Source organism: Sphingomonas sp. NFR15 (assembly GCF_900103265.1).
Taxonomy (GTDB): Bacteria; Pseudomonadota; Alphaproteobacteria; order Sphingomonadales; family Sphingomonadaceae; genus Sphingomonas; species Sphingomonas pollutisoli.
In genome coordinates this window covers 481559-507799 of the sequence record NZ_FMWX01000001.1, presented here as the reverse complement: position 1 = coordinate 507799, position 26241 = coordinate 481559, and the positions used below count along the sequence as shown (strand labels likewise).

Annotated in this window: 23 protein-coding genes and 1 tRNA gene; 13 read left to right on the top strand and 11 right to left on the bottom strand. The window is 67.8% G+C overall.

The window, feature by feature from the left end; genetic code table 11:
• Positions 1-50 precede the first annotated feature (50 nt).
• Positions 51-674, bottom strand: coding sequence for a DNA-3-methyladenine glycosylase family protein (locus tag BLS81_RS02310; RefSeq protein WP_093221730.1), 624 nt, complete (start codon positions 672-674; stop codon positions 51-53).
• Positions 675-743: 69 nt separating this feature from the next.
• Between BLS81_RS02310 and BLS81_RS02305 the strand changes: the two genes are divergently transcribed.
• Positions 744-1061 carry a 2Fe-2S iron-sulfur cluster-binding protein gene (locus BLS81_RS02305; protein ID WP_093220194.1) on the top strand — a complete coding sequence of 106 codons (318 nt, stop codon included), beginning with the start codon at positions 744-746 and terminating at the stop codon, positions 1059-1061.
• A 205-nt stretch (positions 1062-1266) separates the two neighbouring features.
• Here BLS81_RS02305 and BLS81_RS02300 read toward each other — a convergent pair whose 3' ends face one another.
• From BLS81_RS02300 to secB, 4 genes are all read right to left on the bottom strand, one after another.
• The gene (locus BLS81_RS02300; RefSeq protein ID WP_093220191.1) at positions 1267-1914 is read right to left on the bottom strand and encodes a DUF4136 domain-containing protein; all 648 of its coding nucleotides are present in this window, start codon (positions 1912-1914) and stop codon (positions 1267-1269) included.
• Between the two features lie 249 nt (positions 1915-2163).
• Positions 2164-3168, bottom strand: coding sequence for a tryptophan--tRNA ligase (gene trpS, locus BLS81_RS02295; RefSeq protein WP_093220188.1), 1005 nt, complete (start codon positions 3166-3168; stop codon positions 2164-2166).
• Between the two features lie 15 nt (positions 3169-3183).
• Entirely contained in the window at positions 3184-4749 is a 1566-nt protein-coding gene (gene murJ, locus BLS81_RS02290) for a murein biosynthesis integral membrane protein MurJ (RefSeq protein ID WP_093220185.1), read from the bottom strand.
• A 28-nt stretch (positions 4750-4777) separates the two neighbouring features.
• Entirely contained in the window at positions 4778-5284 is a 507-nt protein-coding gene (gene secB / locus BLS81_RS02285) for a protein-export chaperone SecB (protein ID WP_093220182.1), read from the bottom strand.
• A gap of 165 nt (positions 5285-5449) precedes the next feature.
• On the opposite strand from secB, the gene BLS81_RS02280 reads away from it, so the two are divergent.
• The 6 genes from BLS81_RS02280 to BLS81_RS02255 all read left to right on the top strand — a co-directional run bounded on the left by BLS81_RS02280 (position 5450) and on the right by BLS81_RS02255 (position 13875).
• Positions 5450-6094: a Tim44/TimA family putative adaptor protein gene (locus BLS81_RS02280; protein ID WP_143023268.1), complete on the top strand. Its 645-nt coding sequence runs from the start codon at positions 5450-5452 to the stop codon at positions 6092-6094.
• Positions 6091-7338, top strand: a complete 1248-nt coding sequence (locus BLS81_RS02275; protein WP_093220179.1) for a murein transglycosylase A — start codon at positions 6091-6093, stop codon at positions 7336-7338. Before BLS81_RS02280 ends, BLS81_RS02275 begins: the two co-directional genes overlap by 4 nt.
• Complete coding sequence (locus BLS81_RS02270) at positions 7313-7894, top strand: Smr/MutS family protein (RefSeq protein WP_093220176.1); 582 nt, start codon at positions 7313-7315, stop codon at positions 7892-7894. Before BLS81_RS02275 ends, BLS81_RS02270 begins: the two co-directional genes overlap by 26 nt.
• 68 nt (positions 7895-7962) lie before the next feature.
• Positions 7963-9636, top strand: coding sequence for a putative bifunctional diguanylate cyclase/phosphodiesterase (locus BLS81_RS02265; RefSeq protein WP_093220172.1), 1674 nt, complete (start codon positions 7963-7965; stop codon positions 9634-9636).
• 178 nt (positions 9637-9814) lie between these two features.
• Positions 9815-12730 (top strand): TonB-dependent receptor domain-containing protein, encoded by a 2916-nt coding sequence (locus BLS81_RS02260; protein ID WP_093220169.1) that lies wholly within the window; start codon positions 9815-9817, stop codon positions 12728-12730.
• A gap of 191 nt (positions 12731-12921) precedes the next feature.
• Positions 12922-13875, top strand: a complete 954-nt coding sequence (locus BLS81_RS02255) for a sensor histidine kinase (RefSeq protein ID WP_256326030.1) — start codon at positions 12922-12924, stop codon at positions 13873-13875.
• Between the two features lie 21 nt (positions 13876-13896).
• Here BLS81_RS02255 and BLS81_RS02250 read toward each other — a convergent pair whose 3' ends face one another.
• Complete coding sequence (locus BLS81_RS02250) at positions 13897-14199, bottom strand: alkylphosphonate utilization protein (RefSeq protein WP_093220163.1); 303 nt, start codon at positions 14197-14199, stop codon at positions 13897-13899.
• Between the two features lie 438 nt (positions 14200-14637).
• Positions 14638-16449 carry a translation elongation factor 4 gene (gene lepA / locus BLS81_RS02245; RefSeq protein ID WP_093221726.1) on the bottom strand — a complete coding sequence of 604 codons (1812 nt, stop codon included), beginning with the start codon at positions 16447-16449 and terminating at the stop codon, positions 14638-14640.
• Positions 16450-16653: 204 nt separating this feature from the next.
• Here lepA and BLS81_RS02240 point away from each other — a divergent pair, with 204 nt between their 5' ends.
• Positions 16654-17610 (top strand): CsgG/HfaB family protein, encoded by a 957-nt coding sequence (locus tag BLS81_RS02240; RefSeq protein WP_218123093.1) that lies wholly within the window; start codon positions 16654-16656, stop codon positions 17608-17610.
• Between the two features lie 74 nt (positions 17611-17684).
• A complete protein-coding gene (locus tag BLS81_RS02235; protein ID WP_093220157.1) occupies positions 17685-18221 on the top strand; it encodes a peroxiredoxin in 537 nt (178 codons plus the stop codon).
• A 119-nt stretch (positions 18222-18340) separates the two neighbouring features.
• Here the strand turns inward: BLS81_RS02235 and BLS81_RS02230 are convergent.
• Positions 18341-18417: transfer RNA gene (locus BLS81_RS02230), tRNA-Pro, on the bottom strand.
• 213 nt (positions 18418-18630) lie between these two features.
• On the opposite strand from BLS81_RS02230, the gene BLS81_RS02225 reads away from it, so the two are divergent.
• From BLS81_RS02225 to BLS81_RS02210, 4 genes are all read left to right on the top strand, one after another.
• The gene (locus tag BLS81_RS02225) at positions 18631-22005 is read left to right on the top strand and encodes a glycosyltransferase (protein WP_093220154.1); all 3375 of its coding nucleotides are present in this window, start codon (positions 18631-18633) and stop codon (positions 22003-22005) included.
• A gap of 32 nt (positions 22006-22037) precedes the next feature.
• Positions 22038-22793 (top strand): molybdate ABC transporter substrate-binding protein, encoded by a 756-nt coding sequence (gene modA / locus BLS81_RS02220; protein WP_176786983.1) that lies wholly within the window; start codon positions 22038-22040, stop codon positions 22791-22793.
• A gap of 276 nt (positions 22794-23069) precedes the next feature.
• Complete coding sequence (modB, locus tag BLS81_RS02215; RefSeq protein ID WP_093220150.1) at positions 23070-23759, top strand: molybdate ABC transporter permease subunit; 690 nt, start codon at positions 23070-23072, stop codon at positions 23757-23759.
• On the top strand, positions 23749-24354 hold the full coding sequence (locus tag BLS81_RS02210) for an ATP-binding cassette domain-containing protein (protein ID WP_093220147.1): 606 nt from the start codon (positions 23749-23751) through the stop codon (positions 24352-24354). Before modB ends, BLS81_RS02210 begins: the two co-directional genes overlap by 11 nt.
• Positions 24355-24395: 41 nt before the next feature.
• Here BLS81_RS02210 and BLS81_RS02205 read toward each other — a convergent pair whose 3' ends face one another.
• The 3 genes from BLS81_RS02205 to phoU all read right to left on the bottom strand — a co-directional run bounded on the left by BLS81_RS02205 (position 24396) and on the right by phoU (position 26239).
• Positions 24396-24722, bottom strand: coding sequence for a hypothetical protein (locus BLS81_RS02205; protein ID WP_093220144.1), 327 nt, complete (start codon positions 24720-24722; stop codon positions 24396-24398).
• 118 nt (positions 24723-24840) lie between these two features.
• A complete protein-coding gene (gene phoB, locus BLS81_RS02200) occupies positions 24841-25533 on the bottom strand; it encodes a phosphate regulon transcriptional regulator PhoB (RefSeq protein ID WP_093220141.1) in 693 nt (230 codons plus the stop codon).
• Positions 25534-25537: 4 nt separating this feature from the next.
• A complete protein-coding gene (gene phoU, locus BLS81_RS02195; RefSeq protein WP_093220138.1) occupies positions 25538-26239 on the bottom strand; it encodes a phosphate signaling complex protein PhoU in 702 nt (233 codons plus the stop codon).
• Positions 26240-26241: the final 2 nt, after the last annotated feature.

The following is a 26241-nucleotide window of genomic DNA, read 5'->3' as shown; positions in this document are numbered from 1 at the left end:
TCGAAGGCCGAGCGCAAGGGCTTCGGCGAGGTTCGGCGCGAACGAAGGACTCAAATCACCTTCATGTCACTGCCGTAATGGTGCCAGGCGAAGATCGCGAGCGCGCCACGGTGCGGCCGCCAGCCTTCGGCCAGTTCGCGCAGCAGCTTCTCGCCCGGCCGTGCCTCGTGTCCGAGCAGGCGGCCGATCTCGATCTGCACGGCGAGGTCGCCGGCCGGCCAGATGTCGCCGCGCCCCTCCGCAAACAGAAGATAGATTTCCGCCGACCAGCGACCGATACCCTTGATCCGCACCAGCGCCTTGATCGCCTCCTCATCGTCCTCGGGCAGATCGTCGAGATCGAGCCGGCCGCTCGTCACCTCTTCGGCGAGGCTGCGTGCATAGCTCGCCTTCTGGCGTGAGAGGCCCGCCTCGCGAAGCTGCTCGTCGCTCGCGCGGAGGATCGTCGCGGGATCGGTGACGTCGCCCGCCACCAACGCGAGCTTGCGCCACACCGCCTCCGCCGCATGCGTGCTGACCTGCTGGCCGAGGATCGTGCGCAGCAAGGTGGCGTAGCCGCGCGCGCGGATTCGCGGTTCGGGATAGCCGGCGCGGAGGATCGCGGCGGCGAAGGCGGGCTCGATCGCGCCGAGCGCGTCGAGGCCGCCGCGGAGTTGCTCGGCGCTCAGGCCCACGGACGCGTCCTTGCGTTGACAGGGGCGGCGCGGCATGGCGGCGCGACGGAACCCCGAGGGAGGAAATGCATGCCCAAGCTTATCGTCGTGACCCGCGAAGGGGAAGAACGCACGCTCGACGGACAGGTCGGCCATAGCGTGATGGAGATCATTCGCGACGCCGGCATCGATGAACTCCTGGCGCTGTGTGGCGGCTGCTGCTCGTGCGCGACCTGCCACGTCCATGTCGACCCGGATTTTGCGTCCAAACTGCCCGAGATGAGCGCGGACGAGGACGATCTGCTCGATTCCACGAATGACCGCGACGCCACCTCGCGGCTGTCGTGCCAATTGCCGTTCAGCGACGCGCTCGACGGGCTGCGCGTACGGATCGCCGAGGAGGACTGACGGGTGGAGGCCAGCACGCTGCTGGCCGGTGCGGCGCCGCCGCACCACCCGGCACGGCCGGCGGGTCGGCGCTCGCCGCCGAACCCGGCCGACGGCTTCGCCGTCGGCGCGCTCTCACCCAATCCAAAACGACCGCGTTCGTGCTTCGACCTCGCTCAGCACGAACGGGGGTGAGCCCGGCAGGCTCACCCCAGCTTGGGTCAGTTCAGCGCTTCTTCTCGGGCGCGATCGTGATCTTCACCGTTTCGCCGGAATTGCCGGGGAAGCCGGTGAACATCGCCTCGACGAGGCGCGGCACGAGATACGGCAGGTCGTCGGTGCGCGACTGCGCCTTGGCGGTGCCCTCGAACACGTGCGCGCCATTGTCGGCCCGCTCGATCGTCACCATGAGCTCGCTGGTATAGACGGTGTAGCTCGACACGTCGGGGCCGAAGCCGCCGCCCCACAGGAACGGGTCGTTGAAGCCATAAGCGAAGCGGCTGCGGCCGTAATAGCCCCAGCGCGGGCCGCCCCAGCCACCCCAACCGCCGCCATAGCCATAGCCGCCGCCGAAGCCCGGCGTGGTGACGGTGCGCTCGCGCCCGTGATCAACATCATAGGCGACCTTGACAACGAGCTCGGCCGACGCGCCCTGCGCCGGGCGATAGCCCTGCTGCACGAGCTTCGCCGAGATGAGGTTGGCATATTGGCTGAATTCTAGACCACCGCGCAGATTGGGGTTGGTCGGCTCGACCGTGAAGGTCTGGCCTGCCGACGGCGGCAGTTGCTGGAAGCGCGACACTTTCGCCGCGAACGGCTGGGCACAGCCCGCCAGCGCAAGCAGCGCGGCGGCAGCGAAAGGAAACATCTTCATGATTTCATGACCTTGCTGGAGACGGCATTGTATTTGCACTGCCAGATGGCCCCTGAATAGCGCTTGAACAAGACGCTGCCTAGAGACGGATCGCGCGGGCGATCGGGCCGACGGATCAAACCCTTCCCGTGCGTGTCATTCCCCGCCGTTCTTGAACTCAACCGTTCGTCCCGACTGCAGTCGAGCGACAAGCCCGGAACGCAGGTGCCTTCGCTCGGGACGAACAGTTTGGTTTGAGAAAGGCCACGTCTACAGATGCAGCCCCACCGCCTCCTGCGCGGCGCGCAGGGTTGGCGCGCCGAGCGCCGCCGCCTTGGCGGCGCCCTCCGCCAGCGCCACCGCCACCGCGGGGCGATCGCCGAGCAGCGCGGTCAGCCGGTCGCGGATCGGCCCCAAAGTCGCGATCGCGAGATCGGCGAGCGCGGGCTTGAACGCGCCGAAGCCCTTGCCGGCATGCTCGGCAAGCACCGCGTCGGGCTCGATCCCAGCGAGCGCCGCGTAGATCGTCACGAGGTTGAGCGCCTCGGCGCGGCCTTCGAGCCCCGCCGCCGTCTCGGGCAACACGTCGGCATCGCTCTTAGCCTTACGCAGCTTGCTCGCGATCACATCGTCGCTGTCGACCAGGTTGATGCGCGAGGCATCCGACGGGTCGGACTTGGACATCTTCACCGATCCGTCGCGCAAGGACATGATGCGCGGCGCGGCCTTGGAGATCAACGGCTCGGGCAGCGGGAACAGATCGACGCCGAAATCGGTGTTGAACTTGGTGGCGACATCGCGGGCGAGTTCGAGATGCTGCTTCTGGTCATGTCCTACGGGCACGTGCGTGGCCTTGTAGAGCAGCACGTCGGCGGCTTGCAGGACGGGATAGGTGAACAGCGCGACCGACTGCGTCTCGCCGCTCTTGCCGGCCTTGTCCTTCCACTGCGTCATGCGGTTGAGCCAGCCCATGCGGGCGGTGCCGCTGAGCAACCAGCACAACTCGCTATGCGCCGGCACGCGCGCCTGGTTGAACAGGATCGAGCGCGCCGGATCGATCCCGCAGGCGAGCAGGGTCGCGGCCATCTCGACCGTGTTGGCGTGCAACTCGGCGGCGACCACCGGCTGCGACAAGGCGTGGAGATCGGCGAGGAAGAACAGGCAGGTGTCGTCCGCCCCCATGCCGTCCTGCATCGCCACCCACTGCCGGATCGCGCCGAGATAATTGCCGAGGTGGAGATTGCCGGTGGGCTGGATGCCGGAAACGATACGCATTGATGCTCTCGGTTGTCAGGCGCGACGGCGCCGCAGGAAGGCCAGATCGGCGCGGGTGAACGCGCCGAGGACGAAGGTCCCGATCGCATAGACCAAGCCGCCGGCGGCGACCAGCACCAGCATCGCCCCCGTCCGCACCGCCCAGCTTCCATGCGTATAGGGTGTCAGCAGCCCCTGCAGCAGCCACAGGATCAGCCCCATCGCCAGCGCGGCGAGCGCGAGCCGCCACGCGCGGCGGCGCAGCCGCGCATCGGGCGCGAAATGGCCGCGCTTGCGCAGCGATCGATAGAGCAGGGCAGTGTTGACGGTCGAGGCGAGCGCGGTGGCGAGCGGCGGCCCCATGTGCTTGAGCGGCAGGATCAGCACGAGGTTGAGCGCGAGGTTCACCCCCATCGAGATCGTCGCGTAGCGCACCGGCGTCCTGGTGTCGGCGCGCGCGTAGAAGCCGGGGGTCAGCACCTTGACGAGGATGTAGCTCGGCAGCCCGACCGAGAAGGCGGCGAGCGCCTGCGCGGTGTTGACCGTATCGACCGCGTCGAACTTGCCGTGCTCGAACAGCGCGGCGACGATCGGGCCGCCGCACAAGACCAGCGCGACCGTCGCGGGGAGGGTGAGCAGCAGCGCCAGTTCCATGCCGCGGTTCTGCGTCTCCATCGCCGCCGCGTCCTCGCCCGCGCCGAGCTGGCGCGAGATCAGCGGTAGCAGCACGGTGCCCAGACCGATGCCGATCAGCCCGAGCGGGAGCTGGTTCACCCGGTCGGCCATATAGATGTACGTCACCGAGCCATGATCGAGCAGCGAGGCGGCGAGCGCGGTCGAGACGACGAGGTTGATCTGCACCGCGCCAGCGCCCGCAGCGGCAGGCCAGATCAGCGCGAGCAGCCGCTTCACGTCGTCATTGAGCCGCGGCAGGCGCGGGCGGATGCTGACGCCGTTGGCGCGGCACGAGGCATAGAGCCAGATCAGTTGCAGCAGCCCCGACACGCTCACCGCGATCGCCTGGTTGCGCGCGGTGACGAACGGATCATGGTTGTGGAACGCGAGCAGCGCGACGATCAGCGTCACGTTGAGCAGGATCGGCGCGGCGGCGTTGACCCAGAATTTCTGAAGCGAATTGAGGATGCTCCCCAGCAGCGACACCAGGCTGATGAGCATCAGATAGGGGATGGTGAAGCGTGACAGCAGCACCGCGAAGGCGAACTGGTCGTGGCTGACGCCGTGGAACTTGCCCGACAGCGCCAGTGTCACCGGCCAGGCGAACACTTCGAGGATCACCGTCATCACGATCAGGATCGGCAGCAGGACCGAGAGCACGTCCTGCGCGAAGGCGATTCCGTCGGGCAGGCCGCCGCCGCTCTTGTCGCCGACCTTCTTGTTGAACATCGGGATGAACGCCGCCGAGAACGCCCCTTCGGCGAACAGCGCGCGGAACATATTGGGCAGACGGAACGCGACGAGGAACGCGTCCGACGCGAAGCTCGCCCCGACATAGCGCGCGAACAGCGAATCACGCACCAGCCCTAGAATGCGGCTGGCGAGCGTGAGCCCGCCGACCGAGCCGAGCGCGCGCGCGAGGTTCATCGTTCGGCGCCCGCCCCCTTAGCCGAGTTCAGGCGTTGCCGGTCACGCCGACATTGGCCTGCTGCTGCGCGGCCTGCTGGAGATACAGCGCGCCGAAATCGATCGGCTCGAGCATCAGCGGCGGGAAGCCGCCGTCGCGGACCGCGTCGGCGAGCACGCGGCGCGCGAACGGGAAGAGCAGGCGCGGCGCCTCGCCGAGCAGGAACGGCTGGATGTGCTCGGCGGGGATGTTGCGCAGCCCGAACAGCCCGGCGAACGACAGATCGACCAGGAACGCGACGGTGCCCTCGGATTCCGCGCGCACTTCGATACGCAGCGTGATCTCATGGACATCCTCGCCGACCTGATTGGCGCCGATGTTGAACTGCACGTCGATGCTCGGCGCGCTCTGCGTCTGGTAGATCGCCGGCGCGTTCGGGTTCTCGAACGACAAGTCCTTGACATATTGCGAGATCAGCCCGGCAGCGGGGGCCGCGTCCTCACCGTTCGAAAACGGGGCGGTGCTGGTGATGATGCCGTCGTCCTGTTCGCTCATGAAACGCGTCCTTGATTCTCTGCCGGAGCGGCGCACGCTCTGGCGCTGCCGAAGCGGCGCGCGTAGCAGGGGGCGCGCGGCAGTTCAACACGCAGGCGGCGGTGCCATTTGTATCGGCGGTGCGTTACGCCTATATTGGCGGCTCGCCGAAGTTCAGGAGGCAAAGTGTTCTACGTGGTTCTGCTCGGGATGGTCGCCGGTTTTCTGGCGTTGCGTCTCTACATGGTCCTCGGCAAGCGGACCGGGCATGAGCAGCCTTTGCCCAAGCCCGCGGAGGATCGCGCGCCGATCACGGTGCTGCCGCGTCCGATCGAGACTCCCGTCGAATCGCGCGAACTGTTCGGCCGCAACATCGCGCCGCGCGCCGAGACGGGCCTGCGCGCGATCGTCTCGGCGGAGCCGGGCTTCGACGTGTCGCGTTTTCTCGAAGGCGCGCAGTCGGCGTATCGGATGATCCTCGAAGCCTATTGGAGCGGCGACGAGGAGCAGCTCGCCTGGCTCGCCGAGGATGACGTACGCGCGGCGTTCGTCGCCGCCATCGCCGAACGCGCCGAGGCCGGGCACACGCTCGACAACCGCCTCGTCACGATCGAGCGCGCCGCGATCACCGATGCGGTGCTGACCGGCAAGGCCGCGCGGATCACGGTGCGCTTCGACGCCGTCATCGCGGCGGTGACGCGCGACCGCGACGGTGTCGTCGTCGCGGGGTCGATGACCGACGCGGTCGAGACGCATGACATCTGGACCTTCGCGCGGACGCTGAAGAGCAGCGATCCGAACTGGAAGCTCGCCGACACCGACGAAGCGTGACGTCGTTGCTTCGCTGGGGCGCGCTCGCGGCGGCGCTGCTGCTGGGCGCGTGCGTCAGTCCCGCCGAACGGCCGGGCGCGGGCACCGCGCCGGCGCGGCGGCCGTCCGCCTCCACCCGGCCGCTGACGCCGGCGCCCGCCACGGCGGCGCCGGGCGCGGCGGGTGCGCGTGAGGCGGGCGTCGTCGCCGGCCCGGCGGTCTATACACTGCCGATCGATGAGGCGCAGGCCGCGCGCGCGCTGGCCGCGTTCCGCCTGTCATGCCCGGCGCTGCGCAAGCGCGACGACGCCTCGGGCCTCACCCGCGCGGGGGACTGGAACGCGGCCTGCGACGCCGCCGTGGCCGCCCAGCCCGGCGAAGCGCGGAGTTTCTTCGCGCAATATTTCGAGACCGCGCAGGTCGGCGACGGCAAGGCGTTCGCGACCGGCTATTACGAACCCGAGATCGCGGGATCGCGCGACCGCCGGCGGTGCTGCCAGGTGCCGATCTTCGGCCGCCCGACCGATCTCGTCGATGTCGATCTCGGCCAGTTCAGCGACAGCCTCAAGGGCAAGAAGATCCGTGGCCGCGTCGATGGCGCCACTTTCGTGCCCTATTACGATCGCGCCGCGATCGAGGATGGTGCGCTCGGCAATCGCGCGCCGGTGCTCGCCTGGGCGGCCGATCCGATCGACCTGTTCTTCCTTCAGATCCAGGGGTCGGGCCGGCTGCGGCTTCCCGACGGGTCGATGCTGCGGATCGGCTATGCGACCCAGAACGGGCGCGATTATACCGGCATCGGCGCCTTGATGCGCCAGCGCGGATTGCTCGCGCCGGGGCAGGCGACGATGCAGGGGATCGTCGCGTGGCTGCGCGCGCACCCGGCCGAGGGGCGCGCGCTCATGCGTGAGAACAAGAGCTTCGTGTTCTTCCGGACGCTCGACACGCCGCCGATCGGTGCGCTCGGCTATCCGGTGACGGGCGGAGCGAGCGTCGCCGCCGATCCCAGGTTCATCCCGCTCGGCGCGCCGGTGCTGCTGTCGCTCGACCGCGCCGACGCGAACGGCATCTGGATCGCGCAGGATACCGGCGGCGCGATCAAGGGCGCCAACCGCTTCGATACCTATTGGGGCGGCGGCGCGCAGGCGGAGGCGACCGCCGGCGGCATGTCCGCGCACGGCACCGCGTTCCTGCTGCTGCCGGTCGGGACGCTGGCACGGCTCGCGGCGGAAGGGCACAATGGGAAAGCCCCCGCTAAGCGCTGAGGAGGCGGCGCTGTGGGCGCGCGTGATCGCGAGCGTCCGCCCGATCCGCCCGCCAGTCCCCGCCAAGCCGGCGGCCGCGCCCGCCCCGGCGCCGCCCACCGCCACGCCCGCGCCCGCACCGGCGAGGAAGGTACGCGGCCGCGTACCCGCGCCGTTGCCGCTGCCGGTGAAGCCCACCGCGCCGCGCCCGCTTACCGCCAATACGCTCGACGGATCGTGGGACCGCGATCTGTCGCGCGGGCGCACCGTGCCCGACAGTTCGATCGACCTGCACGGCCATACGCTCAGCTCGGCCTATTCCCGGCTCGACGCCGCGCTCGATTTCGCGATCCAGAGCGGCCAGCGCGTGCTGCTCGTCATCACCGGCAAGCCGCCGCGCGCCGAAAGCGAGCGGCCGCATGCGCGCGGCGCGATCCGCGCCGCCATCGGCGACTGGCTCGCCGGTTCGCGCCACGGGCCGCACATCGCGGCGGTGCGGCCGGCGCATCCGCGCCACGGCGGAAACGGCGCGCTCTACGTCATCCTGCGGCGCAGCACGGGGCATCGAAACCGTTAACCTTTGGGTGATATCCGGGGCGGCACGGGAGCGAACATCCAACGGTCGCAGGAGTGGCTCAAATCGCGATGACACGAGCTTTGTTGAGCCACCCGCGCCGCGCGACGGGTGTCGCCGCCGTGCTGGCGATGCTGCTCGCCGGTATCGCCGCGTTCGATCTGCGCACCGCGATGGTAGCGCTAACGTCCGCGGGCGCGTGCGCGCTCGGGCTGCTGCTGGTATCCAGCCGCGCCGCCGCCGCGCGCCGGGCCGCGATCAACGGCGCGGTGGAGCGGCTCGCCGTCGCCGCCGAGGGGGATCTCAGCAGCACCGTCCCCGCCGTCACCACCGCCCATGCGCCGGAGCTGGCGAGCGCGATGGCGGCGTTGTTCGAGGCGCAGACGATCGCGCTCAACACCGTCAGCCACCTCGCGCTGGTCGATGCGGTGACCGGGCTGCCCAACCGCACGAGCTTCCGCCGCAGTTGTGAACGGGTGCTCGCCGAACTGCCCGACACGAAGAACGCGGCGTTGCTGTTCATCGACCTCGATCGCTTCAAGCTCGTCAACGACACGATGGGCCATGCCACCGGCGATCTGCTGCTCGAAATGGTCGCGAACCGGCTGCGTGCGGTCGGCGAGCGTTTCGCGGGCGCGTGCGACGGGCATTCGCCGCTGATCGGGCGGCTCGCGGGCGACGAGTTCACGATGTTCTTCGTCGGCGTCAGCGATCCGGTCACGGTCGGGCGGATTTGCCGCAGCGTGCTGTTCGCGCTGTCGGAGCCGTTCCGCCTGCACGGCAGCGACGTGACGATCGGCGCGTCGGTCGGCATCGCGCTCCGCCCCGATCACGGCAGGTCGCTGACCGAGCTGATGCGCGCCGCCGATGCCGCGATGTACCACGCGAAGGCGAGCGGCCGCGGCCGCGCCGAGCATTTCTCCGAAACGCTCGCGGCCGGGATCGCGCAGCGCCACCAGCTCGAAAGTGAATTGCGCGATGCGATCCGCGACGATCAGTTCATGCTGGTCTTCCAGCCGCAGGTCGCGGCCGGCGACGGCGCGATCGTCGCGGCGGAGGCGCTGGTGCGCTGGCGCCACCCGCGCGATGGTTTCCGCCTCCCCGGCAGCTTCATCCAGCGCGCGGAGGAGACCGGGCTGATCGTCGAGATCGGCGAATGGGTGGTACGCGAAGTCGCCGCGACGATCGCGCGCTGGGAGCGGATCGGCGTCGAGCACCGGCTCGCGATCAACGTCTCGCCGCGCCAGATCGACCATGTCGCCTTCTTCGAGCAATTGCGCGCGGCGATGCTGGCCGCGAACGCGCCGGCGCGGCTGCTCGAACTGGAAATCTCCGAGGCGCTGGCGATGCGATGCAGCGAATCGGTGATCGACGCGATTCGCCAGTTGCGCGCCGATGGCGCGACGATCGCGATCGACGATTACGGCACCGCAGCTTCCAACCTCCCGCGGCTGCGCCGGCTGCCGATCGACCGGATCAAGCTCGACCGGTCGCTGATCGAGCATGTCGTCGAGGATGCGCAGGCCCGCGCCGTGGCGCAGGCGGTGATCGGGCTGGCGCACGGCCTGGGCTGCGAGGCGGTGGGCGAGGGGATCGAAAGCCGCGCGCAGGCGGACGTGCTGCGCGTGATCGGCTGCGACGTGATCCAGGGCTATGCGATCGCCGAGCCGATGGCCGAGGAGGCGTTCATCGCCTGGGCGCGCGGCATCGCGCCGCTCCGCCGGGATACCCGCGCATCGGCGTGATCCGCTGACGCGCCATCTTCCAATCAAATAATTTCATTCACTTATAAGAAGGATTTACGCTTCCTGGTACGATTTTTGGCCAGTGTTGCCCTTGCGCCACTTGCCATCCCAGCACTGTTGCCTTTCTATGACAGCATAAGAGAGGGTGCTTCGAGGTGGACAAAGGGGACACATTCGAATGCGAAATATAAAGTTCGGGAAATATTCGGGCGCAGCGGCGCTGGCTCTGGCGGTGGCGGCGCTTGCTGGGCCGGTCGAAGCGCAGGATGCGACGCCTCCGGCGGACGCGGGCGATATCGTCGTGACCGGCTCGCGCATCCGCCGCAATCCGCTCGATCAGGACAAGCCGGTCATCACGGTCGATCAGTCGGCGATCGGCAAGACCGGGCTCAGCTCGATCGCGGATGTGCTGCAACGCCTGCCGAGCGCGGGCGGCGGCCTCAACACCAAGGTCAACAACGCCGGCAACATCGGCGGCCCGCCGGACGGCACCGGCGTCAGCTCGGGCGCGGCGGAAATCGACCTGCGCTATCTGGGCGCCAAGCGGACGCTCGTGCTGGTCGACGGCATGCGCTACGTCAACGGCTCGTCGGCGGGCGGTATCCCGGCTTCGGTCGATCTCAACACGATCCCGACGAACATGATCGAGCGCGTCGAAGTGCTCCAGTCGGGCGCGTCGCCGCTCTACGGCTCGGACGCGGTCGCCGGCGTGGTCAACATCATCACCAAGCAGAGCCAGAAGGGCCTGCAAGCCAACGCGCAATTCGGCACCTATCGCCAAGGCGACGGCCACACCCAGAATTATGAACTGAGCTACGGCATCCAGAAGCCCGAGACCGGCACCTCGGCGGTGTTCGGCGGCTTCTATACCAAGCAGGAGCCGGTCAAGACCTCCAACCGCGCGATCTCGCAATATCCGGCGCCCTATGCGACGAGCTGTACCGATCCCGCCTTCCCCGATGGCGTCGGGTGCAGCGGCACGCCGCCGCTTGGCCGCTACCGGGTCAGCGCCGCCGTCGGCAATCTCATCGGCATCGGCACGGACGTGACGCTGAAGGCGCCGGTCGCCGGCCGCAACCCGACCGCGGCGGATTTCACCGCGTTCAACAACGCGGGCCGCTTCAACTTCGCGCCGTTCAACTATCTGCTCACCCCGTCCGAACGGTATGGCGGGTTCTTCAACTTCAAGCAGGAACTGTCGGACGCGGTCCATTTCCGCACGAGGATCGCCTATAACAAGCGCAATTCGACCACGCAGGCGGCGTTCCTGCCGCTGGCGATCGGGCCGGGTGCCGGCAACGGCAATCTGCTCGACCGCATCTCGATCGACGCGACCAACCCGTACAATCCGTTCGGCGTGACGCTCTCCTCGGGCGTCAATCTCGATGGCACGCCCTCGGCGCTGCCGGCGAACTACACCGGGATCAACCGGCGCTTCGTCGAAGGCGGCCAGCGCACCTTCTCGCAGGACGTGAACACCTTCACCGCGAGCGCGACGCTCGACGGCTCGTTCCATGTCGGCGAGCATAAATGGTACTGGGACATCAACGGCGTCTATGGCCTGAACGACGCGCACCAGGTGTTCACCGGCAACCTCAACGCGGCCAAGCTCGCCCAGGCGCTCGGCCCGGTCGCGAACTGCACCGGTGACTGCGTGCCGTTCAACATCTTCGGTGGCGCCGCCGTGGGCGGCACCGGCACGATCACCCCGGCGATGCTGAAGTACGTGACCTTCGACGAACGCGACAAGAGCATGCAGCGCCTCGCCGATTTCACCGCCAACCTCTCGGGCGATCTGTTCGATCTGCCGGCCGGACCGGTCGGCGTCGCGATCGGCTATGAGCACCGCGACCAGAAGGCGAGCTATGACCCCGATCCGGTGATCGTCGCCGGCCTCGGCGCCGACGTGCCGACCAGCCCGTCGCGAGGCGGCTTCAACACCGACGAGATCTACGGCGAAATCCGCGTGCCGATCCTCGCGAACATGCCGTTCTTCCACCGCCTCGAGTTCGACGGCGCGGTGCGCCATTCGGACTATTCGACGTTCGGCGGCAACACCACCTTCACCGCCTCGGGGCTGTGGAAGCCGGTCGCCGACCTGTTGCTGCGCGGCGGCTATGCGGAAAGCCTGCGCGCGCCGAGCATCGGCGAACTGTACGCGGGCCGTTCGCGCTCCGACGCGACGATCAACGATCCGTGCACCAGCGCGTCGGGCGGCAGCTTCCAGAGCAACGCGACCGTCCGCGCCAACTGCATCGCCAACGGCGTGCCGGCGGACGGCAGCTATGCGGAATCGCAGGGCGGCCAGATCGGCATCTTCTCGCAAGGCAGCACCGCGCTCAAGCCCGAGACCTCGACCACCTGGACCGCGGGCGGCGTGTACAGCCCGTCCTGGGCACGCGGCAGCCTCGCCAGCACGCTCAGCCTCGAGGTCAATTACTACAGCATCGAGCTGAAGAACGCGATCGACTCGGTGCCCGGCACGCTCACGCTCAACCGCTGCGCGTTCTTCGGGGATCCGGTGAGCTGCGCCAACATCACGCGCAATTCGCTTGGGGATGTCTCCGGCATCAACGGCACGTTGCAGAACCTCAACTCGATCCACACCGAGGGTCTCGACGCGACCTTCCTCTACCGCTCGCCCGCCGTGTACGGCGGCACGATCGGTCTGAGCGCGAATGCGGCGTACCTCATCAAGTACGACGTCAGCCCGCCGGCCGACCTCAAGGCGCCGACCCTGGTCTGCAAGGGCACCGAACGCTGCCTCGCCACCGATCAGGCCTTCCCCGAGTTCAAGCTGAACACCACGCTCGACTGGTCGAGCGCCGCGTTCGGCGCGTCGTTCACCGCGCGCTACATCAGCGCGGTGTACGAGAATGACGGGCACCGCATGGGCGCGACCTTCTACGGCGACGTCCAGGTCTATTATTCGCCCGAGTGGCTGGACCACAAGATGCGGCTCACCGCCGGCGTGAACAACGTCTTCAACAAGGCGCCGCCGGCCTGCAACACCTGCGACAGCGCGAACTTCGACCCGACCACCTATGATCTGCCGGGCCAGTTCGGCTATCTGCGGCTGTCCTACGGCCTCTGATCTTCATCACGGACGCGAAGAGGGGCCGGGCGCTGGCGACAGCGCCCGGCCTTTTTTCATGCCGCTTCGGCCGCGCTTTGCCGAACGGGGCGGGGCGGACTAAGAGGGGGGTGCGATCGCGCCAGGATGGAACTGAGGGATTCGAATTGGTTACCAAAATGCCCGCGACTCAAGAGTGGCGCCCGGAGCAGTTGCGCCGCGCGATAACCGCGGCCGGGGTCGCTTTATGGGCGTGGAACGTCGATACCGACGCGTTCACGATGGACGAACTCGGCTTCGAGCTGTGGGGCCTGCCGCAGCGGGACGAGGTCACGTTCGAGCAACTGTCGGCGCGCATCCACCCCGCCGACCGCGACCGCGTCCGCTCGGCCTTCGCCGCGACGCGCGCGATCCTCGGCCCGTATGAGACAGACTTCCGCATCATGATCGGCGACGAGGTGCGCTGGGTCGCGGCGCGCGGGCAGGGCGAGGAGGACGATGTCGTCGCGCACACCGTGTACGGCATCTTCCTCGACGTCACCGGCCGCAAGCAGGCTGAGGAAGGGCACGAGCTGCTCGCCGGCGAGATGAGCCACCGCGTCAAGAATCTGCTCGCGATCGCCTCCGGGCTGACCGCGATCTCCTCGCGCTCGGCCGAAACCGTGGAGCAATTGGCGAGCGACCTCACCGAACGCCTCTCGGCGCTCGGCCGCGCGCATGATCTGGTCCGCCCGCTCCCGGACGGGCAGGGCGATGCCGAGCTGCTCGGCGATCTGATCGCGGTGCTGCTCGCACCCTATGATCTGGGCGGGTTCAAGGGGCGCATCCGCGTCGCGGTCGAGCGCATGGGCGTCGGCGAGAAGGCCGCCACCGCCCTCGCGCTGGTGATCCACGAACTCGCCACCAACGCGATGAAATATGGCGCGCTGTCGGTGCCCGAGGGCACGCTCGACGTGTCGAGCACGTCGGAGGGCGACGACATCGTCCTCACCTGGCTCGAACATGGCGGGCCGGAGATTCACGCGCCGGGCGACGCGCGCGGCTTCGGCAGCAAGCTCGTCCAGCGCAGCGTCACCCATCAGCTCGGCGGCACGATCACCTACGACTGGGCCGAGACCGGGCTGATCGTGACGATCCGGATGAACCGCGCGCGGCTCGCGGCGTAGCGGTTCGCACGGGGCGAGCCGTCAGCGCTTGCGGACGAACTCGGCGCGCAGCACCAGGCCCTTGATGCCTTCGTAGCGGCAGTCGATCTCCTGCGCGTCGCCCGTCAGCCGGATCGACTTGATGAGCGTGCCGCGCTTCAGCGTCTGGCCGGCGCCCTTCACCTCGAGATCCTTGATGAGCGTGACCTGATCGCCATCGGCGAGCAGATTGCCGACCGAGTCCCGTACCTCGACCTGCGAGGCCAACCGGGTCTTCTCGGCAAGCTCCGCTGCCGGAACCCACTCGCCGCTGTCCTCGTCATAGACGTACTCGTCGTCGCTCACCGTGTCGCTCCCTCGCAATCGAAACGCGCCCTGCTACCCGGCCCGCCGCCTGCGGCAAAGCCCTTCCTGCCGGCGGCAAGGCGGGGCGTGGCTGCTCTAAAGGAACCATTAGGTTATCGATGCCATCCATGCAGAACTGCATGCCCGCACCCCGCCCCGCGCCCGATTTCGAGCCGGTCCCCCGCAAAATCGCTTCATCGACGGCTCGGCTGGGGAGGTCCGATGTCTGACGACTTCCTAGGCGACAGACTCTTTTCGAATTGATCTGTTTCGTCTTCGTTTCACAGTGCTAAGCGGGCCACGGCCTGTTAGGCTGGGCGGCTATCACGAAATTGGGAACCCGCCGCGGCAAAGCCGCGGCGTCGGACGGCGCTGGGGCGCTGCCGGCCGGCTCGGTTTCGATCCGAGGCTAAGCTGCGCTTAGCCTGACGCGCTCCCTCAGTTCTCGTCACCCATTCTCAAGGCCGCGATGAACGCCTCCTGCGGGATGCTCACCGACCCATATTCCCGCATCCGCGCCTTGCCCTTCTTCTGCTTGTCGAGCAGCTTGCGCTTGCGCGTCGCGTCTCCGCCGTAGCATTTCGCGGTCACGTCCTTGCGCATCGCGCTGATCGTCTCGCGCGCGATCACCTTGCCGCCGATCGCCGCCTGGATCGGGATCTTGAACATATGGCGCGGGATCAGTTCCTTGAGCCGCTCGACCATGCCGCGCCCGCGCACCTCGGCGGTCGAGCGGTGGACGATCATGCTGAGCGCGTCGACCGGCTCCTCGTTGACGAGGATGCCCATCTTGACGAGATCGCCCTCACGGTAGCCGATCTGCGTGTAATCGAAGCTCGCATAGCCCTTCGACAGCGATTTCAGCCGATCGTAGAAATCGAACACCACTTCGTTGAGCGGCAGTTCATAGGTCGCCTGCGCGCGTCCGCCGACATAGGTGAGGTCTTTCTGGATGCCGCGCCGATCCTGGCATAATTTGAGGATCGAGCCGAGATATTCGTCGGGCACGTAGATCGTCGCCAGAATCCACGGCTCGGAGATGCTTTCGATCTTGTTGGGGTCGGGCATGTCGGCCGGGTTGTGGAGCTCCATATGGCCGCCGCCGTGAGTCAGCTCGATCTCATAGACCACGCTCGGCGCGGTGGTGATGAGGTCGAGATCATATTCGCGCGTCAGCCGCTCCTGGATGATCTCCAGGTGCAGTAGCCCGAGGAAGCCGCAGCGGAAGCCGAAGCCCAAAGCGGCGCTCGTCTCCATCTCGAACGAGAAGCTCGCGTCGTTGAGCCGCAGCTTGGAGATGCTCTCGCGCAATTTCTCGAAGTCGTTGGCATCGACCGGGAACAGCCCGCAGAACACCACCGGCTGGACTTCCTTGAAGCCGGCGAGCGGTTCGGCGGCGGGGCGCTTCACGTCCGTCAGCGTGTCGCCGACGCGCGCCTGCGCGACATCCTTGATCTGCGCGGTGATGAAGCCGATTTCGCCGGGGCCGAGATCGGCGAGCTGCTCGATCTTGGGGCGGAAGCAGCCGACGCGGTCGACGAGATGCTCGGTGCCGGCCTGCATGAACTTGACGTGCTGGCCCTTCTTCAAGACCCCGTCGATCACGCGGATCAGGATGACGACGCCGAGATAGGGGTCGTACCAGCTATCGACGAGCATCGCCTTCAGCGGCGCGGTGGCATCGCCCTTGGGCGGCGGAATGCGCGTGACGATCGCCTCGAGGGTCTCGCGGATGCCGATCCCCGATTTGGCCGAGGTCAGCACCGCCTGGCTCGCGTCGAGGCCGATCACCTCCTCGATCTCGGCCTTCACCTTGTCGGGATCGGCGGCGGGCAGGTCGATCTTGTTGATGACCGGCACGATCTCATGGTCATGCTCGATCGACTGATAGACGTTGGCGAGCGTCTGCGCCTCGACGCCCTGCGCGGCATCGACGACGAGGAGCGCCCCCTCGCACGCGGCGAGGCTGCGCGAGACTTCATAGGCGAAATCGACATGGCCCGGCGTGTCCATCAGGTTGAGCGTATAGGTCTCGCCATCGTCGGCCTTGTACGACAGGCGCACCGTCTGCGCCTTGATGGTGATTCCGCGCTCCTTCTCGATGTCCATGTTATCAAGCACTTGCTCGGACATCTCGCGGTCGCTGAGGCCCCCGGTCTGTTGGATCAGCCGGTCGGCAAGCGTCGACTTCCCATGATCGATATGGGCGATAATGCTGAAATTACGGATCTTTTCGAGTGGAGTCGTCACGTCGGCCATTCTGTGAAACGGGGTGTCGGGGAGCCGATAGCATTGCTTGCGCGATAAGCCAAAGCGCCCGCCCAAGAGACTGGCGATCACCCCTGCGAAATGGTACGCGCGCGGTGTTCGAGGTCGCGGTCCATCCATGCAAAATGCGCCCGCAGCCGAAACATCGGCGCGCGCGAGACAATACGGGGATAATCGATGCGTACAATGATTTCGGCGCTACTCGTTGCGGGTGTGGCGATGGCGCCCGCGGTCGCGCCCGCACAACGGCTCGCCAAGCCCTCGGGCGCGCAGAAGCTGCAGGAGGCGACCGCCAACGACGTGCCGCGCTGCGCCAGGAAACTCGGCACGCTCTCGATCGTCGATGGCGATGATCCGCGTGGCTGGACCCAGTATAATCTCGCGCCGCCGCAGAAGCTGCTCAAGGTGCTGGTGCAGCGTTCGGGCTGCTTCAATCTGGTCGATCGCGGCAGCGGGCTTCAGGCGGCGCAGCGCGAGCGGGACATCGGCGGCGGGCTCGGTCTGCAGCGCGGCGCGAACGTGGGCGTCGGCCAGATCAAGGCCGCGGACTACGTGCTCCAGGCCGAAGTGCAGGGCGCCAACAGCAACGCGAGCGGCAGCGGGATCGGCGCGGGCCTCGGCGGGCTGATCGGCGGTCCGGTCGGCGGCCTCGTCGGCGGGATCCGCAGCCGCAAGCAGGAGGCGAACGTCGTCCTGTCGATCACCAACGTCCGCACCACCGAAACGCTCGCGACCGAGGACGGCTATGCCGCCAAGAACTCGCTGAGCTTCGGCGGGGGCGGCGGCGTCTTCGCCGGTGTCGCGGGTGGCGGCGTGGTCGGCGGCGGTTACGACAACACCGATATCGGCAAGATCGTGACGTTGGCGTTCATCCAGGCCTATTCGAAGCTCGTCAACGATCTCGGCCTCGTCACCCCTGGCGACACCGCCACCGCCCAGGCCGCGCCGGCCAAGACGTTCAGCGCGCTCGGCCCGGTCACGATGCGCGCCACCGCCTCGCCGAGCGGCAAGGCGATCCGCACGCTCACGCCGGGTGCGATCCTCTATCCCACCGGCAACAAGAACGGCCTGTGGTGGGAAGTCGCCGACGAGAACGACAATGTCGGCTGGGTGCTCAACACCAAACTCGGCCCGACGCAATAATAGCGTGGTTCCCCGCCGGCATGGTATGTCGCCGGCGGGGGGCGATGCGCCCGCTGTCCCTTAGGAGAAGATCGATGCTCAAGTTTCTGACTGCCGTCGCCGCCGGCACGCTCGCGCTCGCCGCGCCCGCTCATGCCGCGATCGCGGTCGGGGCGAAGGCGCCGTTGTTCACCACCCAGGCGGCGGTGGGCGGCAAGACCTTCACCTTCACGCTCCAGTCGGCGCTGAAGAAGGGGCCGGTGGTGCTGTATTTCTTCCCGGCCGCTTTCACGCAAGGCTGCACGATCGAGGCGCATGAATTCGCCGAAGCCGCCGACGAATATAAGAAGCTCGGCGCGACGCTGATCGGTCTGACGGCGGGCAACGCCGAGCGGATCAAGGAATTCTCCGTCACCGAATGCCGCAACAAGTTCCCGGTCGGCGTCGCCACCCCGGCGACGATCAACGGCTATGACGTGACGCTGCCGCAGAAGACCGGCTGGTCGAACCGCACCTCGTTCGTGATCGGGCGGGACGGCAAGATCGCCTACGTCCTGTCCGAACCGAGCCCCGAGGGTCATGTTTCGGGCACGATGGCGGCGCTGAAGGCGCTCGGCGCGAAGAAGGGCTGAGCGGCGCGCGCGGCGCTCGCATGAGCGTCGCGCCCGCTTCATATCCGCGGCGTTTGCGCACGAGCGCGCCAACGCGCCGTCCGTTGCTCAGGGTCATCATCTTTTGGATTTCGCTGCAATGGTCGGGGCGATAGGATTCGAACCTACGACCCCTGGACCCCGAGACCAGTGCGCTACCAGACTGCGCCACGCCCCGACACATTGCAGGGGAGTGCGCCTAGCGGCGTGACGGGGCGCTCGCAAGCCAAAAGTGGCATGCCGATGAAATTTGCGCGGGTTTCCGCCGCGCCGCGCGTGGCCTTTCTTCCCAGAGCGGCAGCGGGGATGAACGCTTTGTCATCGCCATGCCCGCTTTCGGGCGCGCCACCGCGCTGATAAGGGTAGGGCCGTAACGGGGATTATTGCAGATATGGCGAATGCGCCGGTTTTCTTCGATGCGTCCGGGCGGCGGCGGCGGCGCTTCGCCCTGGCGGTCGGCGCGTTCATCGTGCTCACGATCTTGTCGATCGTCGCGCTGGGGCTGACGATCGGCATCGTGCCGCCCGCGCCGCTTCTGCCGGTCGAATCGGAACATGCGGCGCTCGTCCGCCTGCCGCCGCCGCATGAACCGCTGCTCAAGCGGACCCGCCGCGAACTGCTCGATTACGCCCGGATGCTCACCGGGGCGCCGCCGCGCGGCGTCCAACCCGCCGATGACACGCCGCTCGCGATCGCCTTCCATGTGCCGTGGGATCCGTCGAGCGCCTCTTCGTTGCGCCGTCATATCAACGAACTCGACTGGCTGATTCCCGGCTGGGTGAGCGTTACCGGGCCGAACCACCACATCACCGTGTTTCGCGATGCGGCGGGCAAAGCGATCCTCAACCGCGCCGTGCGCAGGCCCCTGCTGCTGCCGATGATCCAGAACGCCGAACAGGGCAATTGGGATGGCGCCGGCATGGCCGCGTTGCTGCACCGTCCCGCGACCCGCCGCGCGTTGCTCGACAAGCTCGAACCCTGGCTCGCCGCGAACCAGGCTGGCGGCGCGTTCTTCGATTTCGAGGAACTGCCGCGCAAGAGCCTGCCCGATTACCGGGCGTTTCTGCGCGAGGCCAAGGCCCGCTTCGCCAAGCGCGGCTGGGTGGTGGCGATCGCGGTGCCGGTCGGTGAGAATGCGTGGGACGTGAAGGCGTTCGCCACCATCGTCGATCGCGTTTTCCTGATGGCGTACGACCAGCACGAACTCAGCAGCCCGCCTGGCCCGATCGCATCGCAGGCGTGGTTTGAGAATGCCGTCGTGCGTGCTGCGTCGGGCGTGCCGCGCAACAAGATCGTCGTCGCGATCGGCAACTACGGCTATGACTGGCATAGCGACAGCGCATCCGGCGGCGATCCGGTCGCGATCGACGAAGCGTGGGAGGCGGCGCGCGAATCCGGTGCGACGCCGGTGTTCGACAAAGCGAGCGGGAACACCAGCTTCGCCTATCAGGAGGGCAACGTCCGCCACGTGCTGTGGCTGCTCGACGCGCCTTCCGCCTACAACCAGATTCGCTTCCTCAATCGCGCCAAGCTCGGCGCTGTGGCGCTGTGGCGGCTCGGTTCGGAAGATCCCGGCCTATGGTCGATCTTCGGGCGCGCCCATCGCACGTTGCCGGCGCCGTCCGCGATCGACACGATCCCGGTCGGCACCGATGTCGATATCGACGGCAACGGCGAAATCCTCAAGATCGCCGGCGTGCCCGTTACCGGCGTGCGCAATGCCACCGCCGTCAACGGCATGATCGACCGCGTGGACTTCACGCGCTTGCCATCGCCCTATGTGGTGCAGCGCACCGGCTACAAGCCGGGCTATGTCGCCCTGACCTTCGACGATGGCCCGGACCCGACCTGGACGCCAAAGATCCTCGACATCCTCAAGGCCGAGCACGTCCCCGCCACCTTCTTCGTGATCGGCGAGAACGCACTGACCCAGCGCTCGCTGCTCAACCGAATGGTCCGCGAGGGGCATGAGGTCGGCAGCCATAGCTATACGCACCCCAACATGGCGGGATCGAGCGACACCGAGACGGCCTTTCAGCTCAACACCACGCAGCGGCTGTTCCAGGCGTTCACCGGCCGATCGCTGCGGCTGTTCCGCGCGCCCTATTTCGGGGACGCCGAGCCGACCACCGCAGACGAAATCGAGCCGGCGTTGCAGGCGCAGAACCGCGGCTACATCTCGGTCGGGCTGCACGTCGATCCGAACGACTGGAAGCGCCCCGGCGTGGCGGCGATCGTCGATACGGCGGTGTCGCAAGTCTTTCCGCCGCCGCATTGTGACGCCAATTCCGACGCGAGTTGCAGCCGCAACATCATCCTGCTCCACGACGGCGGCGGCAACCGCCAGCAGACCGTCGAGGCGCTGCCGCAGATCATCGATCAGCTTCGCGCCAAGGGCATCCGCTTCGTGCCGGTGTCAGCACTGGCGGGGATCTCGCGCGATGTCGCGATGCCGCCGATCTCGGAGAGCGACCGGCTCGCGTCCTCGGCCGATCTGTTCGTGTTCACCGCGCTCGGCTCGATCGTGGTGGCGCTCGGCTGGATTTTCTTCTTCGCGATCACGATCGGCATCGCGCGCGCGCTGACCCTCTCGGCGCTGGCGCTGATCCAGGCGCGGCGCGAAGGCCGGACGGTGTTCCCGCCGATCGACCCGACCCGCTTCGTCACGGTGATGATCCCGGCGTTCAACGAGGAACCGGTGATCGAACGCGCGGTGCGCGGTGTGCTCGCGAGCACCGACGTGCGGCTCGAAGTGATCGTGATCGACGACGGATCGAGCGACCGCACCAGCGAGATCGTCCGCACCGCCTTTGCCGACGAACCGCGCGTCCGGCTGCTCACGCTGGAGAATGGCGGCAAGGCGCGTGCGCTCAACCAGGGGCTGACGCTGGCGACCGGCGAGATCGTCATCGCGCTCGATGCCGACACGCAGTTCGAGCCGACCACGATCGCGCGGCTGGCGCGCTGGTTCGTCGATCCGGCGCTGGGCGCGGTCGCGGGCAATGCCAAGGTCGGCAATCGGGTGAACCTCATCACCCGTTGGCAGGCGCTCGAATATATCACCGCGCAGAATCTCGAACGGCGCGCGCTGGCGCGGCTAAACGCGATGACGGTGGTGCCCGGCGCGGTGGGCGCGTGGCGGCTCGAAGCGATCAAGAGCGTCGGCGGCTATCCCGACGATACGCTCGCCGAGGATCAGGATCTGACGATCGCGATCCAGCGCGCGGGCTGGCGCGTCCATTACGATCAATATGCCGTCGCCTGGACCGAAAGCCCGGAAAGCTTCAAGGGCTTGGCGAAACAGCGGTTCCGCTGGGCCTATGGCACGCTGCAATGTTTGTGGAAGCATGGCGGCGTGATGGTGCGCGGAAAGCCGGCGGGACTCGCGCGCGTCGGGCTGCCGCAGGCGATCCTGTTCCAGATCGTGCTGGCGGCGATCTCGCCGATCATCGATCTCGCGCTGATCGTCAGCTTCATCATGACCTATATCGCGGTGCGCGCGCATGGCTGGGCGCAGACCCAGCATGACGTCGAGACGATGCTGATCTACTGGCTGGTGTTCACCGCGATCGACCTGCTCGCTGCGACGATCGCCTTCGCGCTCGAACGCCGCGAGAACTGGCGGCTGCTGTGGCTGCTGATTCCGCAGCGGATCGGCTATCGGCAGGTGATGTATTATGTCGTGCTCAAGGCGATCACGCAGGCGCTGCGCGGGCCGAAGGTCGGCTGGGGCAAGCTCGCGCGGACCGGACGGGTGACGCTGTAGCGCTGCGCCGCGAACGCTGTATATCGTCGGATATGCTGACTCGCCTGATCGCCGCGCTGCTGTTGCTTCTGAGCGCGAGCGCTGCGCGCGCCGCGCCGCCGACGCCGCCGCTGGTGCTGGCGGCGGCGAGCTTGCAGGAATCGATGAGCGCCGCCGCCGATGCCTGGGCGGCGCGGGGCCATGCCCGTCCGGTGGTGTCGTTCGCCGGCTCGTCGGCGCTTGCCCGGCAGATCGAAGCGGGCGCGCGTGCGGATCTGTTCGTCTCCGCCGACGAGGCGTGGATGGATGCGATCGCGGCGAAGCACCTGATCGTGCCGGCGACGCGCGTGACCTTCCTCGGCAACCGGCTGGTGATCGTCGGGCCGGCGGCGCAGCGCGTGCGCGCGCCCGCGGGCGGCGCGCGGCTCGCGCGCTTCCTGAGCGCGGGGCCGCTGGCGATGGCCGATCCGGCGGTGCCGGCGGGCAAATACGGCCGCACCGCGTTGGTGCGGCTCGGCGTGCTGTCGGCGGTGCAACCGCATATCGTCTCGGCCGAGAACGTCCGTGCGACCCTCGCGCTGGTCGAGCGCGGCGTCGCGCCGCTCGGCATCGTCTACGCGACCGACGCGCGCGCCTCGGCCAAGGTGCGCATCGCGGGCGTGTTTCCCGAAACCACACATCCGCCGATCACCTATCCGGTGGCACGGCTGGCGGCGTCGACCAACGCCGAGGGCGAGGGCTTCCGGCGGTTCCTGCTGAGCAGGGCGGGCAAAGCGATTTTCGTCCGCTACGGCTTCTCGGCGCGGTGAGCGCTGGCTTGGCACGCTCTACTCCGTTCGTCCTGAGCGACTCGCCTGGGCCACGCACTTCGACTTCGCTCAGTGCGAACGGGTTGGAGGGTGGCGGGGGCCGATGCCGATGCTGATCGCTGCGATATGGCCTCTCGCCCCGGCGCGCGGTCGCTCGGGCCACCACTCCGCCGTTCGTCCTGAGCTTAGTCGAAGGACGTGTCCGGAGCGAATCGCGTGGAGCACGCACTTCGACTTCGCTCAGTGCGAAGGGGCGGGCGGTGCTCGGTTCCGCCGATGCTGACCGCGACCGAATGGCAGATCGTCGCGCTCTCCCTGCGCGTCGGGCTCGTCGCGATCGTGATGACGTTGCCGATTGCGTTCGCGCTCGCCTGGCTGCTCGCGCGCGCGGCGTTCCCGGGCAAGCTGTTGGTCGATGCGCTCGTTCACCTGCCGCTGGTGGTGCCGCCGGTGGTGACGGGATGGGTGCTGCTGATCCTGTTCGCGCCATCCGGCCTGATCGGCCACTGGCTCGATCGCGCATTCGGGGTCACCGTGCTGTTTCGCTGGACGGGCGCGGCGATCGCGGCGGGGGTGATGGCGCTGCCGCTGATGGTGCGCGCGATGCGGCTGTCGATCGAGGCGGTCGATCGGCGGTTCGAGAATGCCGCGCGCACGCTCGGCGCGGGGCGGTGGCGGGTGTTCCGCACGATCACGCTGCCGCTCAGCCTGCCCGGCGTCGCGGCGGGGCTGGTGCTCGGCTTCGCGCGCGGGCTGGGCGAGTTCGGCGCGACGATCACCTTCGTCTCGAACGTGCCGGGTGAGACGCAGACGCTGCCGCTGGCGATCTACAGCGCGCTGCAACAGCCCGGCGGCGACGCGCTCGTATGGCGGCTGTCGGTGATTTCGGTCGCGCTGTCGCTGGCGGCGCTCGTCGCGTCCGAGCTGCTGGTGCGTCGGGCGGGAAGGGGGCATGGTGGCGTTTGACCTGCGCCTGACCAAGCGAATCGGCGAAACCCGGATCGATTTCGCTCTGACCGCCGGCGAAGGCGCTACGGTGCTGTTCGGCCCGTCCGGTGCAGGCAAGACGAGCGTGCTCAACATGATCGCAGGTCTGTTGCGGCCGGACGCGGGCCATGTTCGGGTAAGCGGTGAGACGCTGTTCGATGCGGACGCGGGGATCGACCTGCCGCCCGAGCGCCGCCGGGCGGGCTATGTCTTCCAAGAGCCGCGGCTGTTTCCGCACCTCCGCGTGCGGGACAATTTGCGCTATGGCGCGCCGGGTGGCCGTGTGGAGATGGCGGCGATCGACTTCCTCGGTATCGGGCACCTGCTTGATCGCTGGCCGCGAACGCTGTCCGGCGGCGAGGCTCGGCGTGTCACGATCGGCCGCGCCTTGCTCGGCGCGCCCCGGTTCCTGCTGCTCGATGAACCGCTGTCGTCGCTCGATCGTGCGCGACGCGAGGAAATCCTGACCGCGATCGAGCATATCCGCGATACGGCGCGCTTGCCGATATTGATGGTGACGCATGACGCTGGCGAGGCCGAACGGATCGGCACGCGGATCGTCTCGGTGGAATAAGCGATGAGACGGGGCGGGCGCGCTCGCCCGCCCCGATCGACTTACTTCTTGTGCTTGCGGTGTGCCATCTTGTGGCCACCGCCGGCGCCTTCGCGGCACTGGTCCTTCACGGTCGCCGAGCAAACCGGATAGCTTTCGGGCGCCGCGGGCGCGGGGTTGGCGACGGGCGCGCCCATCTGGACCTGCCCGGTCGGCGCAGCCGCGGCGGGGGCGGCAGGAGCAGCCGCAGTCTGGTCAGCGGTGGGCGCCTGGGCGGCGGGGTCCGCCGGCGCGGCGGGAGCGGTCTGGGCGTCGGGCGCCGGCGCCATCTGGGCAAAGCCGGCAACGGGGGTGGCAACCGCCAGCGCGGCAAGCATCATCAGCTTCATCGGTTCACTCCTGCAAAAACGGGCAGCATTTCCGCTGCGCGCCGGGTTAACGCACATCAACGCGCAAAGGCTCCCTCGTTTCGCTCGCGATTCGAAAATTGCGGGTGAACCGTCGCTCTTAAGCCCCCGAATCCAGCGCATAGCCCGCCGAGCGCACGGTGCGGATGATGTCGGGCCGGTCGTCCCCGTTGATCGCCTTGCGCAACCGGCGGATGTGGACGTCGACGGTGCGGCTTTCGATATCGCTGTCATGCCCCCAGACCGCATCGAGCAGCCGTTCGCGCGAGAACACCCAGCCGGGATGTTCGAGGAAATGCTTGAGCAGGCGGAACTCGGTCGGGCCGAGCGGGATCACCTCGCCCGCGCGGCGGACCTTGTGGCCGACCGTGTCCATCTCGATGTCCGAATAGGTGAGCTGTTCGCCCGCCAGCGCCGGCCGCACCCGGCGCAGCACCGCGCCGACGCGGGCGACCAGCTCGCGCGGGGAAAACGGCTTGGTGACGTAATCGTCCGCGCCGGTCTCCAGCCCGCGCACGCGGTCCTCCTCCTCGCCGCGCGCGGTGAGCATGATGATCGGCACGTTCGCGGTTTCAGGCATGCGGCGCAGGCGGCGGCATACTTCGATTCCCGACAACCCCTCGACCATCCAGTCGAGCAACACGATATCGGGCGTCGCCTCCTTGGCGAGCAGCAGCGCCTCCTCGCCGTCGGCGGTCTGCTTCACGTCGAAATCTTCGCGCTTGAAGTGCCAGATCAGCAATTCGGCAAGCGCGGCATCGTCTTCCACCAGCAACATCTTGGCCCGGGCCATCTGCTTACTCCCCTTGACGCGTTACGAAAGCGCCGCGATCGCGCTCGGCCATGTGCGTGCCGGTCGCGGCGAAATAGACCATCTCCGCGATGTTGGTCGCGTGGTCCCCGATCCTCTCCAGATTCTTGGCGATGAACAGCAGGTGCGTAACCTGTCCGATCGTCGCCGGATTCTCCATCATGTGCGTGACGAGCACGCGGAACAGGCTGTTGTAGAAATCATCGACCGCGCGATCGCGCGCGCAGACCTGTTGCGCGGCCTCGGGATCGCGCGCGGCGAACGCGTCGAGCACGTCATGCACCATCTCGATCGCGAGCGTGGCCATCGCCGGCAGCACCGACAGCGGTTCGATCTGGCCGTGCGAATCGATCAGCGGGGTGCGTTTGGCGATGTTCTTGGCGTAATCGGCGATCCGTTCGATCACGCCCGCGATCTTGAGCGCGGCGACCACGTCGCGCAGATCGTCGGCGAGCGGCGCGCGCAACGCGATGATGCGCACCGCGAGTTCCTCGGCCTGCACCTCGAGCTGGTCGATCTTCTTGTCGTTGCGCACGATCTCGGCGGCGGTTTCGAGATCATGGTGCTTGAGCGCTTCGATCGCATCGTCGATCGCCTGTTCGGCAAGGCCCCCCATCTGCGCGATCAGCCCGCGCAACTGGCCGATCTCGTCGTCGAAGACCTTGATGGTATGTTCGTAGGTCGTCATGC

What these genes read in the sequence shown, in the direction of transcription:
- BLS81_RS02270 (WP_093220176.1), top strand. Translation starts at nt 7,313, where the DNA reads ATGGGAAAGCCCCCGCTAAGCGCTGAGGAGGCGGCGCTGTGGGCGCGC.
- BLS81_RS02240 (WP_218123093.1), top strand. Translation starts at nt 16,654, where the DNA reads ATGATTTCGGCGCTACTCGTTGCGGGTGTGGCGATGGCGCCCGCGGTC.
- modA (WP_176786983.1), top strand. Translation starts at nt 22,038, where the DNA reads ATGCTGACTCGCCTGATCGCCGCGCTGCTGTTGCTTCTGAGCGCGAGC.
- BLS81_RS02205 (WP_093220144.1), bottom strand. Translation starts at nt 24,722, where the DNA reads ATGAAGCTGATGATGCTTGCCGCGCTGGCGGTTGCCACCCCCGTTGCC.
- murJ (WP_093220185.1), bottom strand. Translation starts at nt 4,749, where the DNA reads ATGAACCTCGCGCGCGCGCTCGGCTCGGTCGGCGGGCTCACGCTCGCC.
- BLS81_RS02225 (WP_093220154.1), top strand. Translation starts at nt 18,631, where the DNA reads ATGGCGAATGCGCCGGTTTTCTTCGATGCGTCCGGGCGGCGGCGGCGG.
- secB (WP_093220182.1), bottom strand. Translation starts at nt 5,284, where the DNA reads ATGAGCGAACAGGACGACGGCATCATCACCAGCACCGCCCCGTTTTCG.
- BLS81_RS02300 (WP_093220191.1), bottom strand. Translation starts at nt 1,914, where the DNA reads ATGAAGATGTTTCCTTTCGCTGCCGCCGCGCTGCTTGCGCTGGCGGGC.
- phoB (WP_093220141.1), bottom strand. Translation starts at nt 25,533, where the DNA reads ATGGCCCGGGCCAAGATGTTGCTGGTGGAAGACGATGCCGCGCTTGCC.
- phoU (WP_093220138.1), bottom strand. Translation starts at nt 26,239, where the DNA reads ATGACGACCTACGAACATACCATCAAGGTCTTCGACGACGAGATCGGC.
- BLS81_RS02305 (WP_093220194.1), top strand. Translation starts at nt 744, where the DNA reads ATGCCCAAGCTTATCGTCGTGACCCGCGAAGGGGAAGAACGCACGCTC.
- BLS81_RS02235 (WP_093220157.1), top strand. Translation starts at nt 17,685, where the DNA reads ATGCTCAAGTTTCTGACTGCCGTCGCCGCCGGCACGCTCGCGCTCGCC.
- modB (WP_093220150.1), top strand. Translation starts at nt 23,070, where the DNA reads ATGCTGACCGCGACCGAATGGCAGATCGTCGCGCTCTCCCTGCGCGTC.
- BLS81_RS02260 (WP_093220169.1), top strand. Translation starts at nt 9,815, where the DNA reads ATGCGAAATATAAAGTTCGGGAAATATTCGGGCGCAGCGGCGCTGGCT.
- BLS81_RS02265 (WP_093220172.1), top strand. Translation starts at nt 7,963, where the DNA reads ATGACACGAGCTTTGTTGAGCCACCCGCGCCGCGCGACGGGTGTCGCC.
- trpS (WP_093220188.1), bottom strand. Translation starts at nt 3,168, where the DNA reads ATGCGTATCGTTTCCGGCATCCAGCCCACCGGCAATCTCCACCTCGGC.